This is a genomic window from Deinococcus peraridilitoris DSM 19664, from assembly GCF_000317835.1.
Lineage (GTDB): Bacteria > Deinococcota > Deinococci > Deinococcales > Deinococcaceae > Deinococcus_A > Deinococcus_A peraridilitoris.
In genome coordinates this window covers 64,443-80,768 of the sequence record NC_019793.1, presented here as the reverse complement: position 1 = coordinate 80,768, position 16,326 = coordinate 64,443, and the positions used below count along the sequence as shown (strand labels likewise).

The 16,326-nt window shown below is 62.6% G+C and carries 10 protein-coding genes; 7 read left to right on the top strand and 3 right to left on the bottom strand.

Annotated elements, in window-relative coordinates; genetic code table 11:
* Positions 1-122: 122 nt before the first annotated feature.
* The 5 genes from DEIPE_RS00300 to DEIPE_RS00280 all read left to right on the top strand — a co-directional run bounded on the left by DEIPE_RS00300 (position 123) and on the right by DEIPE_RS00280 (position 9,239).
* Positions 123-2,660, top strand: coding sequence for a glycoside hydrolase family 2 protein (locus DEIPE_RS00300; RefSeq protein WP_015233982.1), 2,538 nt, complete (start codon positions 123-125; stop codon positions 2,658-2,660).
* Positions 2,653-4,683 carry a YyaL domain-containing protein gene (locus DEIPE_RS00295; RefSeq protein ID WP_015233981.1) on the top strand — a complete coding sequence of 677 codons (2,031 nt, stop codon included), beginning with the start codon at positions 2,653-2,655 and terminating at the stop codon, positions 4,681-4,683. Before DEIPE_RS00300 ends, DEIPE_RS00295 begins: the two co-directional genes overlap by 8 nt.
* Before the next feature lie 638 nt (positions 4,684-5,321).
* Positions 5,322-7,355 (top strand): PAS domain-containing sensor histidine kinase, encoded by a 2,034-nt coding sequence (locus DEIPE_RS21815; protein ID WP_015233980.1) that lies wholly within the window; start codon positions 5,322-5,324, stop codon positions 7,353-7,355.
* Entirely contained in the window at positions 7,348-7,836 is a 489-nt protein-coding gene (locus DEIPE_RS00285; protein WP_015233979.1) for a response regulator, read from the top strand. The genes DEIPE_RS21815 and DEIPE_RS00285 overlap by 8 nt, the downstream gene beginning before the upstream one ends.
* A gap of 2 nt (positions 7,837-7,838) precedes the next feature.
* Positions 7,839-9,239: a diguanylate cyclase domain-containing protein gene (locus tag DEIPE_RS00280; protein ID WP_015233978.1), complete on the top strand. Its 1,401-nt coding sequence runs from the start codon at positions 7,839-7,841 to the stop codon at positions 9,237-9,239.
* Between the two features lie 139 nt (positions 9,240-9,378).
* Here DEIPE_RS00280 and betC read toward each other — a convergent pair whose 3' ends face one another.
* Entirely contained in the window at positions 9,379-10,839 is a 1,461-nt protein-coding gene (betC, locus tag DEIPE_RS00275) for a choline-sulfatase (protein ID WP_015233977.1), read from the bottom strand.
* Between the two features lie 251 nt (positions 10,840-11,090).
* On the opposite strand from betC, the gene nagA reads away from it, so the two are divergent.
* Together nagA and DEIPE_RS23670 are read left to right on the top strand one after the other, a co-directional pair.
* The gene (gene nagA, locus DEIPE_RS00270; protein WP_052326599.1) at positions 11,091-12,278 is read left to right on the top strand and encodes an N-acetylglucosamine-6-phosphate deacetylase; all 1,188 of its coding nucleotides are present in this window, start codon (positions 11,091-11,093) and stop codon (positions 12,276-12,278) included.
* Between the two features lie 166 nt (positions 12,279-12,444).
* Positions 12,445-12,996 (top strand): SMI1/KNR4 family protein, encoded by a 552-nt coding sequence (locus DEIPE_RS23670; protein ID WP_015233974.1) that lies wholly within the window; start codon positions 12,445-12,447, stop codon positions 12,994-12,996.
* Between the two features lie 233 nt (positions 12,997-13,229).
* Here the strand turns inward: DEIPE_RS23670 and DEIPE_RS00265 are convergent, their stop codons facing one another.
* On the bottom strand, positions 13,230-14,714 hold the full coding sequence (locus tag DEIPE_RS00265) for a sulfatase family protein (protein WP_015233973.1): 1,485 nt from the start codon (positions 14,712-14,714) through the stop codon (positions 13,230-13,232).
* Positions 14,715-14,814: 100 nt separating this feature from the next.
* Positions 14,815-16,326: a sulfatase gene (locus DEIPE_RS00260; RefSeq protein ID WP_015233972.1), complete on the bottom strand. Its 1,512-nt coding sequence runs from the start codon at positions 16,324-16,326 to the stop codon at positions 14,815-14,817.

Below are 16,326 nucleotides of genomic sequence, written 5' to 3'. Positions count from 1 at the left end.
TTTAAAAAACAGGGTAGTGTGTCAGGTACAGCCTGACAAGACGTTCGCGCCTCGCCGGGGACGCGGCCTCTTCAGGCTGCACGGCACACGCCCGATCCTGACCTTTGCCAACTACCACGATCATGAAAATCACCCTGAGCGGCAGCGACTGGCAGTTCAAACACTACCTGGGAGACGACTGGGTATGGCGTCACGCGGAAAAACCCACTTCCCGCGACGTCCTGCACTGGCATCCGGCCAACGTGCCGGGCAGCGTGCACCACGACCTGCTGCGGGCGGGGCTCATTTCCGATCCGTACAGCGATCAGCAGAGTTTGCAGGCGGAATGGGCCGCACAACGCACCTGGATTTACAAGAAGACCTTCCCTGCACCCGAGCTCACGCCCGGAGAGCGCCTGACGCTGCACTTCGAAGGCATCGACTATGCAGCAGAAATCTACCTGAACGGCGAATTGCTCGGCCGGCACCAGAGCATGTTTACCCCAGCCGAGTTCGATGTCACCCGGCGTGTCACGCCCGGCCAGGACAGTCTGCTGGCCGTCGTCCTTCACCGCGCGCCCGACGAAGAGTCCCAGGTCGGCCGCTCGGAGCGCGTACGGACCCACAAGAGCCGCATGACGTACGGCTGGGACTTCTGTCCGCGCCTCATCCACCTGGGCCTCTGGGACGACGTGTACCTCGAGCGGACGGGCTCTGTGCGCGTCACGGACCTGCACGCTCGGGCGCGGTTGAGTTCGGATTTTACCCAGGCCGACCTGCAGGTGACCGGTACGTTTGACGCCAGCGTGCCCGCCGACGTGCAGCTGGACCTGACCATTCGCGGGAACGACGGTGTGATCGCGAAGGAGCGCATAAGCTGCGCGCTCGCGGCCGGTGAGTCAGCGCAGACGTTCTGCGTGCGGATCGAACGACCGCACTTGTGGTGGCCCAATGGGCATGGCGAGCAGCCGCTTTACGAAGCGATCTTGGACGTTGTCTGTTCGGACGGGTTGTCCTGCCAGCGTCAGGTGGAGTTCGGAATCCGGCAGATCGACGCGCGGCGCAACGAAGGTGCAGGCGAGGACGCCCTGCCTTATACCCTCGTCGTGAACGGCAGGCGGGAGTACCTGAACGGCTGGAACTGGGTGCCTCTCGACGTGATGTACGGCGTCGAGCGCTCGGCCAAGCTCGAGCGGCTGATACAGCTCGCCGTGCAGGCCAACGTCAACCTGCTGCGCGTATGGGGCGGCGGGCTGATCGAGAAAGAAGCCTTCTACCGACTGTGTGACCGCCACGGCCTGATGGTCTGGCAGGAATTCAACCAGTCGAGTTCGGGCATCAGCAATACGCCCCCCGATGACGGGGCATTCACTCAGATGATGACGCGCGAGGCCGAAGGAATCATTCCACAAAGGCGCAACCATCCGTCCCTGGTGATCTGGTGCGGTGGGAATGAACTGATGCATGAAGGCAATGTGCCCCTCACGGGTGACGAAGGGGTGCTCCGTGCCCTGCGGAGCGTCGTGAAGCGTCTGGACCCCGACCGGCACTGGCTGCCGACTTCTCCCTCCGGACCCGCCGCGAGCAACTCACTGAGCGTCATCGGCAACAACCCCGCCGGTCAGCACGACGTGCACGGCCCCTGGGAACACCAGGGCCTGCAGGCGCAATACACGCTCTACAACAGCGCCACCTCGATGCTGCACAGTGAGTTCGGCGCCGAGGGCCTCTCCAATCTGCCTTTGCTGCGGGGCACCATCTCCCAGGAGCACCGCTGGCCCGCCGGTCGTGACAACCCGATGTACGCTCACCGGGGCGCCTGGTGGATCAACGAACCTCTTGTGCAGGAGCTGTTCGGGGGTGTTCACGATCTCGACACGCTGTCGCGTGCCAGTCAGCTCTTGCAGCACGAAGCGCTCCGTTACGCCCTGGAAGCCAACCGGCGACGGCAATGGCACAACAGCGGCTCAATTCCCTGGCAGTTCAACGAAAGCTTCCCAAACGCCTGGAGCACCAGCGCCGTCGATTACGACGCCGAAACCAAGAGCGGGTACTGGGCCGTCCGGAAGGCCTATGACGCTTTGGCCGTCACGGCCCGCTTTGCCGCGCAGATGCTGAGTCAACGCACGCATTTCGAAGCAGAGGTGTTCGTGGCCCATCAGCACGCACGGCCATTGGGTGAATTCAGCGTGCAGGTGAGTGTCATCGGCGCCTCGGGAAAGGTGGCCCTGAGCCGCACGCGCGCCATCATGTTGCCGGGCAACGACGCCGTACGCGTGGATGAGGTCTGCCTGTCACGCGCCGCGATCACGGACGAGGTGTTCTTTCTCGACCTGAAAATTCTCGATGCCGCAACGGCAATTGTCGCGGAAAATCGCTACCTGTTCGTGAAAGGAGAAACGCTTCGTCCCGTACTGCACTCTCTCTGCACTACCCTGCGCGTTGATGTCCCGCGACCCGGGGTACTGCAAATCACCAACGGCGGCAGTTTCGTCGCGCTTGACGTGCGTCTGGAACCTCAGCGTGAACGGGGAGCGCCCGGTTGGGCGTATTTCAGCAGCAATCATTTTCACCTGCTGCCCGGTGAACGACGTGAGGTGCACGTCAGCTGGTCGCCTGAAGCCGAAGATCGGCGGGTACGAATTCAAGCCATCAATTCAGAGGTGACCCTTTGTGAATGACCTCGAAGTGCACGGCGGTGAACTGCGGATCGGAACGCACCTGCGCAGCCGGGCGCTGGTCGAACTGCTGTTCCCGGGAGCGCAGGGTGACGTGGTGCGGACGGTGCCCATCGATGTCTCCCAACGGCTCGATGACGGCGGCTGGCGTCTGCGGGGCGCCGCGCATGACTTTGAGGTCACGGCCACCTGGGCGCTTCAACAGGGCCAGCACTGTGCGTACACGAACGTCGAGCTGGTGGTGCGGAGCACCGCAGCGTCCGTGCAGGCCTGCGCCGTGCGGGTGCGCTTCGAACTGACCGGTATGGGCACACCCACCTGGCTGATTCCCGGCGCGTTCTACAAGGAAAACCGTCTGGCGCACTGCACCAGAATTTACCCACGGTACGACCCTGAGGGTGGTGACGCGCAGCAGCTGGTGTCCGCTTCGTGGTCGTTTCGCTCTGACCGCGCGGCATTACCGGCCGTGTTCGCCTGGACCACCGAAGGGTGCGCGGCGCTTGCCACCACCGAGGAGTCTGCGGTGGGCATGACCGGCGTGGGCTTTGCCGGAAGCGCGAACGAACGGGCCATCTGGCTGAACTTCCCATACCGTGAGGAACCGGTGGTCTTCCTCGCTCCGGATACGCCCGGCCCGCCGGAACGTCCTGTCTTTCACTTCCAAAGGGACGCGCCCATGACGCTGCATTTCCGGGTCTACCTCGCCGGACCGGACCTGCACGCCTACAATCCACTGGTGCGGGAACTGTACGAACTGGAGCGCCACGATCATCCGCTCAATCCCTGGATGAACACCCGCGAAGCCGCGGAGCTGACCGCGCACGGACTGTTCACCTGGCATTACCATCCCGAAGAGGCGCTGCTCTACGAAACAGCCGCTTTCGACCGGGAAGGCGGTAAAGCCGACCGTCCCAACATGCACGTCGGCTGGGTGAGTGGGGCGCCCTACGCGCACGCGCTGCTCACGTACGGGCGAGCGCACAACCGGCCTGAATACACGCAGGCTGCCATCAGCGTGCTCGACAAGATCAGCACGGGCGTCGCGCCTGCTGGGATGTTCTGGGGTGAATGGCGCCACGACCGAGGATGGAGTCACGGCTGGACACCCCACAAAGGCTGGATTCAGGCACGGACCATCTCTGAATGCACCCTGTTCATGCTGCACGCCCTGGCAGCCGAAAAAAACCTCGGGGTTCAGCATGACCACTGGCGTTGGGCGGTGCAGTCCAACCTCGATTACGTGCTGTCGATTCAGCGCGCGGACGGTTCGTTCGGGCAGTACTACGCGGCAGAGAGCGGTGAGGTGATGGAATGGGAAGGCGCGGGCGGCCTGCTGTGGATCAGCGCGCTCCTGCACGCCGCGCGCTCGTTTGATGTTCCCTCCTACCGCGCGGCTGCCGTTCGTGCGGGTGAGTACTATCGCGCGTTCGTCGAGGACGAATTCATCTACGGCGCTCCTGAGGACGTGCACCTCTGTCCGACCTCGGAGGACGGTTACAACGCCGTGATGGCGTTCGTGCACCTCTACGAGGACACGAGGGATGAACGGTGGCTGAAACTCGCGTGTCGCGCGGCCGACTGGACCATGACTTTCCGCTGGACGTACAACCTGCGCTTTCCGGAGCGCTCGTTCCTCAAGCAGTTCGCCTTCGCTTCCAGGGGTGCCGATCAGGCCTCACCCTCAAATCAGCACCTGCACAACTACGGCCTGATCTGCCTGCCCGAGATGCTGAGGCTCTGGACGCACACCAAGGACGCCTATTACCTGGAGCGCACCCGCGACAACCTCGCGTGTTTCCTGCAGTTCGTCGCGCGCGAGGACGGCGACTTCAACGCGTACAAGGGTATGGTGACCGAGCGCTACTACAACACCAACTGCTTTCAGTCCAAGGGCATGCTGCTCACGCAATCCCACGCCTGGAGTGTCGGGGCGGTGCTGTACGCCTGCCAAGCAGTGGAGGGGTGGCCCGGGACGTCTACGCCTGACGACCTCAAGGTCATTGCCCGCGCAGGGGAAAGCGTGTGACGCTGCGCTTGGCTGGCTGGAGTGGAGTGTGACGTCCGCGGCGCCGAGTTGTCGGGCAGGAATGCGCTGGATTTCCGGAGGCGAATTCCGGATGGGATGCTCGCTGACCACCCGCAGGAACGTCCAGAGCGCACAGTGCGTGTGAAAGACTTCCGGATAATTATCGAGCCCGTGACGAGCGCAGCTTTTCAGTTGTTCACCCAGGCGACCGGGCGCAGCAGGTTCGCCAAACGGCCTCCTGATCCGGCCGGTTACCCGCCGATTCCGCGTCACCTTCTGAAGGCAGGCTCGCTGGTCTTTCAACCTGCACGGAAACCGGTTTCCGTGCAGGATCACGCGCTGGTAGGGGTACCTCTCCGGTCGGTGCTGGCATCAACCGGAAGGCCTCACCAGCAGCATTTCGGGTCGAGCACGCCGAAAAACTTTCATGGGCAACACGGACACGGCTGTTAAGCTGGAGGCCAGTGAGCCGTTTTAGTGTGCGTGTGCTGAACACGTACAGCTGCCCAGGCGGACTGAACGCGCCATATGGACCGCCTGGCCTACCATGCCCGGACCGTGCATCCTTCAGGGCTGCTCTTTCATGGTTTCTGGCTATCGCCAAACTTCTTTGCCGCTATTCCCCAAGGTGAAACTGCATGACCCATCCTGATGCTCTGCTTGCTGCGTCGCAGCCCTTCCCAATTCTTCCGGACACTGCCACCCTGATGGAGGTGCTGCCGCACATCGTCTGGATCAGTGACTCGGATGGCTGGCCGACTTACTTCAACCGCCCGTGGTACGACTACACCGGTCTGAGCGTTGAGGCCACGCAAGGGCGTGGCTGGGAGGTGGTGTTGCATCCCGAGGACCGCGAGCGGTACCTGGCCCGGCGCCTGGAAGCGGTCAGGACCGGCGAGCCGTACGTCATTGAAACCCGCTTCCGGGCGGCGGACTTCAGCTACCGCTGGCACCTGGGCCGCGCCGGACCTGTCCGGTCGCCGGAAGGCCAGATTATTCACTGGGTCGGCACCTGCACGGACATCCATGAGCAGAAGCGGGCCACCATCGAGGCTGATGAAGGCGAACTGCGCTTCAAGTCCCTGGCATCCAACGTGCCCGGCGTGGTGTACCGCTGCGCACTCGATGAGCACTGGACCATGGTGTTCATTTCGGAGCGCGTTCTTGAACTGACCGGTTACCCGGCCGGGGATTTCATGGGGACCACTCCCCGCAGTTACGCCAGCCTGATTCACCCTGAGGACGCCGAGGACGTCGAGCGGAACGTGATTCGCGCGGTGCAGTCCGACGAGACGTTCGAACTCGAATACCGGGTCATTCACATGAACGGCGAGGTGCGCTGGGTGCATGAGCGTGGCCAAGCGGTCAAGTCCTCGAGGGGAACAGTGGAATGGCTGGACGGCGTGATCCTGGACATCACCCACCGCCACCAGGCGCAGCAGGAGCGCGCGGCGCTGCTCGAGCAGGTGCAGGCCGAGCGGACGCTGCTGTTCAATGTCCTCGAGCAAATGCCGAGCGCCGTCTGGCTCGCCGAAGCGCCTTCCGGGCGTCTGTTGCTCGGCAATGAGGGTGTGCGGCGCTTGTGGGGTCACGGCTTTCTGCCTGCGGCAGAAATAAAGGAATACGCCTACTACAAAGGATTTCATCCGGACGGCCGGGCGGTCGAGGCGCACGAGTGGCCGCTCGCGCGCGCCGTCAAGGATGGTGAAGTCGTTCATGAGCAGGAAATTGATGTGCTGCGTGCGGATGGGAGTTTGCGGCGTGCTACCTTTTCTGCCGCGCCCATTCACAACGCGGAAGGGGCGCGGGTCGCGGCGGTCGTGACGGGTACCGACATCAGTGAGCGCAAGCGTGCGGAGCAGGCGATTCGCGCGTTGAATGCCGACCTCGAACATCGGGTCGAAGCGCGCACGCGCAGCCTGAAGGAAAGCCAGTCGGCCCTGCAGGCGTTCGCGCGGCAGCTGGAGTTCAGCAACCGTGAACTGCAGGATTTCGCGTCGGTCGCCTCGCACGACCTGCAAGAACCACTGCGCAAGGTGCAGGCGTTCGCCGACCGGCTCAAAAGCCGTTATGCTGCTGAGCTTGGCGATGATGGCCGTGATTACCTGGATCGTATGCAAGCCGCCGCGTTCCGTATGCAGGCGCTGATCAACGATTTGCTGAGCTTGTCGCGCGTCACGTCACGTGCCCAGCCGTTCGGGCCGGTCGACCTCGCGGACATCGTGCAGGCCGTTGTGTGTGACCTGGAGGTGACCATTGAACGTCAGGGGGCGCAACTTCGCGTGGGCGCGCTTCCGGTGCTGCCAGGAGACGCCACGCAACTGCGGCAGCTGATGCAGAACCTCATCGGCAACGCCTTGAAGTACCACCGTGACACTCCTCAGGTGATCGAGGTCCGCGCTGAGGTGAACGGCGACAGCTGCGTGATCGAGGTGCAGGATCAGGGGCTGGGGTTCGACGAGAAATACCTCGACCGGATCTTCACGCCATTCCAGCGTCTGCACGGTCGAGGCAAGTACGAAGGAACCGGAATGGGACTGGCCATCGTGCGCAAGATCGTGGAGCGTCATGGTGGGACCATTACCGCCCGCAGCACGCCCGGGGAGGGTTCGACGTTTATAGTGAGCCTGCCCATGACGTATCAGACAGGACCAGGAGAAAGGCATGACTAACAAGCACGACGCCAGGCTGGAGAAGCAGACGCGTCAGCTCATCACCATCCTGATGGCCGACGATGACGAGGATGACCGGATGTTTGCGCAGGACGCCTTGGTGGAAAGCCGGGTGTTGAATAACTTTCGATGCGTCCAAGATGGTGAGGAACTGCTCGATTACCTTAAACGGCGCGGGAAGTACGCCGCGCCGGGCAGCGCCCCCCGACCTGGCCTGATCCTGCTGGATCTGAACATGCCTCGCAAGGACGGCCGTGAAGCGCTCGCGGAAATCAAGAGTGACCCGGCGCTGCGCTCTATTCCGGTGATCGTGCTGACCACCTCCGCAGCGCAGGAGGACATCGTGCGAAGTTACGATCTGGGCGTCAATTCCTTTGTGACGAAACCGGTCACCTTTGCAGCGCTGGTGGACGTGATGCGTGACCTCGGCCGCTACTGGATCGAAATCGTGCAGCTGCCCGATCCGCCCGCAGAAAGCTGATCATGGCGGAAACGACGCTGAGGGTGTTGATCGTCGACGACGACGAAGATGATTTCGTCTTGTCACGCGAACTGCTGCGTGAGCTTCAAGGGTGGACCTGCCAGGTGCGTTGGGTTCAGAGTGTGGAAGCGGCCAAAGCTGAGATGGCTTTCGCGGAGTATGACCTGTATCTCGTGGATTACCGGCTGGGTGGCCAGAGCGGTCTCGACGTTCTCGAATGGCTGCGCCAGCATGATCGGGCGACACCGGCGCTGCTGCTGACAGGCGTGAATGACCGTGAAGTTGACGAAGCCGCCATGCGCCTGGGTGCTGCAGATTACCTTGTTAAAAGCGAATTGAGTGCCGTGTTACTCGAGCGGGCATTGCGTTACGCCCTGGAGCGCGCTCGCCTGCTGTTCGAAGTCGAGCAGGGACGCCGGGAGGTGGAAGTGCTCTACCGGCTGTCCTCAGCGTTGGAGCAGTCCGGCGACGCGCACGACATCATGCGTGATGCCATGACGTTGCTGGCGGAACTGACGGGCGTGAGTTCCTTGCTGCTGTGGGAACTTCGCTCGGACGTGGCGTACCTCCGGCACGTACAGGGTGCCTTGCAGGCGAGTATCCTGCAGGGCTTTCAGGACGGTTTACCCCGCTCAGCAGCGCCTCTCTGGCAGGCTCAGGCGCAGCACGTGCCCGTGTACATCGAGGATGCCATGAGTCATTCCGGGGTGCTGACGGTGTTCAAGCTGCATGGTTGCCGCAGTCTCGCGCACATTCCGCTGGATGTCAGCGGCACAACGTTCGTGCTGTCGTCCCTGCGGACACAAGCGGTGGGTTGGACACCACGCGACCGTCGGCTGCTGGAAGCCGGCGCCCGGAGCGTCAGTGTAGCCCTGGAACGACAACGTCACCTCGAACTGCTGGCGGCGGCGGCCTTGACCGATACCCTCACGGGTCTCGGGAACCGCCGGGCCTTTGACGCTGCGTTGGATGAAGCCCTCAACAGCGCGCGGCGCCACGCGTATCCCGTCAGTGTGGTGTCATTTGACCTCGATGGATTGAAGTCGGTCAATGACGGTGAAGGGCACGCGCGAGGCGACGAGTTTCTGCAAGAATTCGCTCAGCAGATGAAGAAGACCTTGCGGCAGGAAGATCAGCTCTTCCGGTTGGGTGGAGATGAATTCGCGGCCATCCTGCGGCACACCGGCATACCCGGATTCAAGGTGCTGCACGAGCGCGTGAGGTTCGCCGTCGCCAACCTGCGCGCTGCTGGATTTTCCGAAGCTGACGTGAGTACGGGCATCGCCGCCTTTCCGGACGAAGCCCGCAGCTCCGGTGACCTGATGCGCCTGAGTGACGAACGGATGTACCAGGAGAAGCTACGGCACCGTCAGGAGCGTCTCGTAGACCCTGCGGACGTGTAACGCTTCTGATCAGGCACGAAGGCGGCGCCTTTCGCAGCGTGTCGGTCTTTGCCGAAGGGTACTCTGGCCCCGGGTATCTGCCTTCGCCGAAGGGCAGTTCACCCGGAATCGCAGCGCCGAAGCACCAAACACAAGCCGCTCAGGACATGGCGCGGGGGTACAGCCGCGAGGCGTCACGAACTGACTGGTACTTCCAGGCATTCGGGGCTCGCGTGGCCGCTACGATCAGCAGCCGTTCCTGCTGACTGCGCAGAATGCGCTCACGCAAGGCGTTCACGTCAAGTCCGGCCAGCAGCTCGTCTTGCAGTGCCGTGACCACGGGCTGGTACTGCTCCTGAAAAGCGACGTCGTGCAGCTCGAGCGGGTCGTGTTGAAGATCGAACAGCAGGGGAGGATACTGGTGCACGTACACGAACTTGTAGCGTTCGGTGCGCAGCAGCAGCATCGGTTCGACTGTGCCTTCCGAGTAGTACTCCGAAATCACGCGCTGACTCCAGGCTCCGTCCGCCGTTTCCAGCAGGGGCCGCAGGCTGTTTCCGGCCAGGCGCTCGATGTGCGCGTGAGCGTCGGGAACATCGCCGTATTCGAGCAGGGTCGCCGTGAGGTCCACCAGTGACACGGCTTCGGGACGGATGACATTCTGGCGCACGCTGGGGTGCGAGATGATCAGTGGAACCTTCACGGCGCCGTCGTAGAAGGTGCGCTTGAACCACATGCCGTGCTCACCGAGCATTTCACCGTGATCGCTGGTAAAGATGACCATGGTGTCATCGAGGTCCAGGCGGGACAGTTCGGCGAGCAGCTGCCCCACGAGTTCATCGACGTAGGTGACCGCCGCGTAATAGGCTCGCCGGGCCTGAAGGGTCTCTGCGGGGGAGAGGGGAAAGCGGTCGATTTCGTGGTGTTTCTGAATCCACTGGCTGTAGGGATGCAGTGACCCCGGGTCCTCAGCAGGTGTGCTCGGCAGCGGGATGTCACGCTGCGCGTAAGCGTCCCAGTAGGACTGGGGCACCAGAAAGGGGTCGTGTGGATGGCTGAACGACACGCACATGAAAAATGGCGGTGTTTCCTCGCGCAGCTGGCGCAGGCGTACGAGCGCGCTGTGCAGGACCTCGTCATCGTAGGAGAGCTGCAGACTCCAGGGCCGAACTGGTGGGTAGCGCAGGCGGTTGACACTGGTTCCTTCGTTCGCCACAGGCCCCTGAGTCCAGTCGGGCGTCAGTTCGAAGCCGCAAGGCGAGATGTCCGCCGTGAGCCTTTCCTGAAAGCCGTGCAGCTGGTCCGGGCCGACAAAGTGCATCTTGCCCGACAGGATGGTGGTGTACCCCGCGCGGTTGAGGTGATGGGCGAAGGTCGGAATGCTCGCCGGGAACTCCGAGCCGTTGTCAAAGGCGCCGTTGTCCCGGACGAGCAGGCCGGTCATCAGCGCGGTCCGTGACGATACGCAGATGGGTGAGTTGCAATGGGCGCTGGTGAAGGTGACTCCGCGGGTGACGAGCGCGTTGAGGTGTGGAGTGAGCACAGCTGGGTGACCGAGCCGCGCGATCACGTCGTGCGCCATCTGATCGACCACGATGAGCAGGATGTTCGGTCTGATCATGTTTTCCTTTCCGGCAGAGAGAAGCGCGAGGTGAGACGTGTCTGTATTGACGGCGCGGATCGTGAGCTTCGGAAAACAGCAGATCCGCGAATTGCTCTATTATTTTAAGCTATTAAATAATAGAGTACTCTTAATTTACTGGCGGACAGCCGCTCCACATGCCGTTCTGAAGACGCCCGCGTCGCAAGGATGGGCCCTGGCAACCAACCTGGCCAAGGCTGGTCCGCACGACCTCATCACCTTTCCCTGCCATGAGGACCATAAGCGAAACACAGGAGGAACTCGTGGACGCGTTCTGGATTGAAAATGTCCGTGTCGTGACGGAAGCAGGCCTGCTCGAAGACGCCTCCCTGCAGCTGAGGGAAGGTCGCGTCGCTCAGCTGCAAGAGGGACGCGCACCCGCAACTGAACGGATGCACGTGCTCGACGGCGAACGTCACCTGCTGATTCCTGGCATGATCGACGTCCACATACATGGCGCCAGCGGGCACGACATGATGGACGGCACCCGCGAAAGCATCGAACAGGTTTCACGCGCGTGCGCCGCGACCGGATGCACTTCCTTTCTGGTCACGTCCGTCAGCTCGGCCCTCGAACCGTTGCTGCACCTGATCGACCGCGTGCGGGAAACCATCGGTGTCGAGCCCGGAGCGCTCATCGCTGGAATTCACGCCGAAGGACCGTACCTGAACGCCAAACGCAAGGGCATGCAGAACGAAGCGTCCCTGCGGCATCCTGATCTGCAGGAGATGCAGCTGATCCTCGAACGGGCGGGCCCGTTGCTGAAGATGGTTACGCTGGCACCAGAGCTGCCGGGCGGGCTGGAGCTGACCCGCTTTCTGCGCGAGCGAGGTGTGATCGTCGCGGTCGCTCACTCGGACGCGACGTACGAGGAAGCACTCGCAGCCTTCCGGCATGGTGCGACGCACATCACCCACTGCTTCAACGGGATGCGCCCCATCCACCACCGCGACCCCGGCCTGATCGTCGCGGCGTTCGAGCAGCCGCAGGTCAGCGTGCAGGCGATCGTGGATCACGTGCACCTGCACCCGGCCATCGTGCGGCTGATGCACAAACTGAAAGGCCCTCAGGGCATGGTGCTGATCACTGACGCGCTCCAGGCAATGGGGCTTGGCGACGGGGTATACCAATTCGGCGGTCATACCGTCACAGTAGAGGCTGGCGTCGCGCGCCTGACCGACGGGACCCTGGCGTCGAGCACCGTCACCATGAACGAGGCCCTGCGCAACACGGTCGAGCTGGGTATCTCGCTCACCGACGCCGTCACCATGGCCGCCACCACGCCTGCTACGCTGCTCGGACTGCCGAACAAGGGCAGGATCGCTGTTGGAGCGGACGCCGATCTGGTGCTGCTCGATCGCAACTTCAGCGTCATCTGGACCATGATCAGGGGACGCAAAGTCTTCTCCGCAGCATGAAAGAACAATTTCCAACTCGGACTGAACCGCGCGAGCAGGTCAAGCGGCGGGCCACTGGACCTGGCCGGGCCGACTGAGAGGATCGATCGGGGCTTTGCAGGGCTGAGAACCTGCTCTTCCCGGCTGCTTGCCATTTCACCCAGTGCGGCACCACTCTGAAGAGGTCATGACGAACGTGCAGCACTTGCATCTGCTTCTTGAAGCCGTCGAACGCCTCATCCCAGGAACACACCCGCGCCTGAACGGCCCCGCTGCCCAGCACGACCTGATTCAGCTTGAAGAACTGATCGGCGCTCCCTTGCCTGCTGATGTTCGCGCAATCTACGAAGTGAACGACGGTGAAGCCGACAACTTCGTTCCAGGCATTATCTTCAACCTCAAGTTCCTGCCTGTTCGTGAAGTTCAGCGGCTCGTGCGTGAATTCCGGGAATTACGCAAATCGGGGATCCACCCGACAGAGGACGTCCCTGACGATCAACGATTGAAGACACAATTTCCGAGTGTCACCTTGGCGTCTGGGTACCGAATGAAGAAGCGGAAATTCAGTACTGGTGGAGTCAGCCCGTCCGGCAGATCACCACGGACCGTCCGGACCTCGCAATACAAGCCCAGCACTTCCTGGGCAATACCGAGAGCGTCATGTAAACCCTGCGTCAGGAATGACAGGCGCTGGACGATGATCACCCGACACGTGAACTCGGGTGCGGAAGGTCACTGACGACGAACATGCCGGGCACGCCTGCTCAGCATGCCCGGGGTTGATCCTGGGCTCGCGATGGCGCTGCCCGCCATGCTCCCAGGGTTGGGCCGCGTGTGACGTCGGCAAGCGGGGCACGAGTCGGTGTCGCGCCGGTGAATGTGGAGGGCGTGAAACCATGGCGGACTGAGCATCAGGAGTTGGGGATGATCGCTCCGGGCTCCGAGCCATCGTTTCTCTTCAGCTTCAGCAACTTACACCCGGCTTGGCCGTTCGCTGGCCGGTTCGGAGCGTTCGAGATCCTCGAGCAGTTGGGTCAGCAGCTGGGCCTTGATCGCCGAGAAGTCCGGATCGTGGAAGCGGTTGCTGTGCTCGTGCGGATCACGGTTCAGGTCGTACAGTTCGCCAAAGGACTCACCAGGGTAGACCACCAGCTTGTAATGCGTGGTGATCCAGGCCTTATACCGCAAGCGGTCGGGTTCTTCCTTGTATTCGACGCGTACGCCTGGGCGGGAAGGCGCAGGGCCGCCGTGCAGATAAGACCGTAGGTCGATGCCGTCGACACGTGGGCATGGCACACCCGCATACCCCAGCAGTGTCGGATACACATCGACCAGCGACACCGGATGCTCAAGGGCACGCAACTCGACGTGGCCGGGGTAGCGCAGGAGCAGGGGAACGCGCAGGACGCTTTCGTACGCCAGGGGTCCTTTCTGGCCGATGTCATGGTCTCCCAGCATGTCCCCGTGATCGGAGGTGAAGACCACGATGGTGTCACGCTCGTATTCCAAGGCCTTTAAGGCGTTCAGGATGATCCCGAGTTGCTGATCGATCAGGTTGACGAGCGAGTAGTAATGCGCCCGCGTGGCGCGCTCGCGCGCCGGATCGGAGAAGTACGCCTGCCAGTCGTGGGTACCGCTATTCCCGGCAATCTCGAAGGGCCCGCGGTAACGGCTGCTGTTGATGTGGCCCGAGCGCAGCAGCTGTACCGGCTCTGGTACGTCCGTGTCCGTCTCGCTGGAGATGGTGCCTGGCAGCTGATCCTGGTCGACCCTTGCTTCGAAGTCAAACGGTACGGCGTGCGGGTGGTGAGGATCCTGAAAGCCAAGGTTCAGGAAGAATGGTTGCCTGTGGTCGTGACGCTCCAGAAAATCGGTGGTGCGTTCGGCGATCCAGGCGCTACTGTGGTTTGCACTCGGCATTCCCCAAGTGCCGGTTTCGTTGGGATCCTGCGCGAACAGGGGCGTGATCTGGTTGAGTTCACGGCGTGGAATGCCTCGTCGTTCAAGCCAGCGGGCGTAATGTCCTGTGACGCCCCAGGTCACGTGCCCGGTGGTCAGTTCGGCTGTGTCAAAGCCCACGAAGTCTCGCCACGGTGTGCCGTGCTCGTCGACGGGCGCTTTTTCCGGGCTGCTGTCGTTCCAGGGGTGCCAGTGGGCTTTGCCAATATGGTGCGTGCGGTACCCGGCGGCGCGCAGCATGACGCTCAGAAACCGTGTTTTGTCGATTGCCGTGCAGCCGATGTTGTAGCCGCCGTGCCGGGAAAGGAACGTTCCGGTCATCAACGACAGCCGCGAAGGAGTACAGACGGCGTTGGGGCAGTACGTACGTTGAAACGTCACGCCTTCGTGGGCGAGCGAGTCGAGGTGCGGGGTGGTGAGGAAAGGGCTGCCGTGAGCACCGACGGCGTCGTAGCGTTGTTGATCGGAAGTGATCAGCAGGATGTTCGGTCGGGTCACGAAGCCTTTCTGGCCCCTCGGCCCCGATCAAGGTCGAGGGGCGTCTTGCAGGAGAGTAGTCCATCCGATCGCTCAGGGGTGCTGCCAAAGGCAGCACCCCTCACAAGCGGAGCCGTGCAAACTGTTCTTCGGGCACACCGAGCGCGTTCATATGCGTCCGCAGGCGCTCTTCGAGCGAGCGAAGCTGTGCAGGGTGGGTGTCGCTCAGGTCATGCTGCTGCTCCAGGTCACTGGCCCGGTACAGCAGGTCCGCCCGGGGCGCGTGCAGGTTTCGGATCTCGCCGGAACGGGCGGGCATCCGCCAGTGGGGCGTCGCGACGCCCGGGATAAAATGCCCTGGGGTGAGTTCGGGATACGATGTGGGTCGTTCGTAGCGGGCGGGGTAACTGCGGGTGTCGAGCTGTCCGACCTGCAGTGAGTACCAGTGCGCGGGGCCGCACTGTGGGTCGTGGTCGCGCAGCAGCGTCCACTGACCGTCGGTCACGCCGACGCGAGCACTCGCGTACCCGTAAACGGCCAGCTCACGGTGCGTGTTGGTGTTGCCCAGCAGCACGGGTAGAAAGCTGCACGAGTGTGTGGCTGCTGACGGCAGGCCCAGCAGGTTGAGCACCGTGGCATGCAGGTCCACGGTTTGTGTGATGGCCTGGACACGCCGCGCGGCCTGGCCGGGATGCCACACCAGCAACGGAATGTGGGTGAGGGTGTTCCACAGAGGACTGGCGGGTTTGCCGATGCGGCCGTGCTCGCCGAGATAATGCCCGTGGTCGGTGGTGATGATGACCGTCGTGCCCTGCCACAGGTCGTGTTTCGTGAGGGTGTCGAAGACGCGCCCGAGCCAGGTGTCGACCATGCTGAGCTTGCCGGCGAACTGGGCGCGCACCCATTGCAGTTCGCGCTGAGTGAGCGCGAGGTCGCCTTCGTCGCTGCGGCCGTAGCGGGGCCAGGGATTGAATTCATCCGGGTCTTCATCGGTGTACTGATGCAGGTAGGGTTCGGGAACGTGAAAAGGTTCGTGGACGTCGAAGCTGTCGATGTGCAGGAAAAAACGCTCATGGGTGTGGTTGCGCTCGATCCATTCGGCGGCGGCGCGCATTACCTTCGGCGCGAAGTAGTCCTCCTCCCGCTTGAAGGCCGCGACGTTGCGCAGGTAGATTCGTGCGGACTCGCCGTGTTCGCTCACCATCCGCCTGGCCCAGGGGGGCACCTGTAGCAGCGGCGCGGTGACGCGGTTGTCGTGCTCGTGACCGCGAATGAATTCGTACCCGGCGAAGTCATGATGGTAGCTGTGCGCGCCCCACTCGAAAAAGTGGTAGTGATCGGTGATCAGCTGCGTGATGATCCCGGCGCGGTTGGCGTGATAGGCGATGGGTTCGTCCCAGGGTTCCAGCGGTCCCCAGGGGCGCCACCAGAATTCCTCAGTCCCGGCCCAGATTTCCCGGCGGGCGGGCATGCAGGGAAGGGAACCGGTGAAATGCTGCTCGAACACGATGGCCCGTTCGGCGAAGGCGTCAAGGTTGGGGGTATTCACCCAGGAGTTGCCGTACGTTCTCAGAAAGTGCCGGTTGAGTGAATCGATTTGAATCAGGATGACATTTCGGGGCATCGCGGTCAT

Bases quoted from the DNA above. Each gene is read 5' to 3' on its own strand.
- DEIPE_RS00300 (WP_015233982.1), top strand. From the start codon at position 123: ATGAAAATCACCCTGAGCGGCAGCGACTGGCAGTTCAAACACTACCTG.
- DEIPE_RS21815 (WP_015233980.1), top strand. From the start codon at position 5,322: ATGACCCATCCTGATGCTCTGCTTGCTGCGTCGCAGCCCTTCCCAATT.
- DEIPE_RS00285 (WP_015233979.1), top strand. From the start codon at position 7,348: ATGACTAACAAGCACGACGCCAGGCTGGAGAAGCAGACGCGTCAGCTC.
- DEIPE_RS00280 (WP_015233978.1), top strand. From the start codon at position 7,839: ATGGCGGAAACGACGCTGAGGGTGTTGATCGTCGACGACGACGAAGAT.
- betC (WP_015233977.1), bottom strand. From the start codon at position 10,839: ATGATCAGACCGAACATCCTGCTCATCGTGGTCGATCAGATGGCGCAC.
- nagA (WP_052326599.1), top strand. From the start codon at position 11,091: ATGAGGACCATAAGCGAAACACAGGAGGAACTCGTGGACGCGTTCTGG.
- DEIPE_RS23670 (WP_015233974.1), top strand. From the start codon at position 12,445: ATGACGAACGTGCAGCACTTGCATCTGCTTCTTGAAGCCGTCGAACGC.
- DEIPE_RS00260 (WP_015233972.1), bottom strand. From the start codon at position 16,326: ATGACCGCGATGCCCCGAAATGTCATCCTGATTCAAATCGATTCACTC.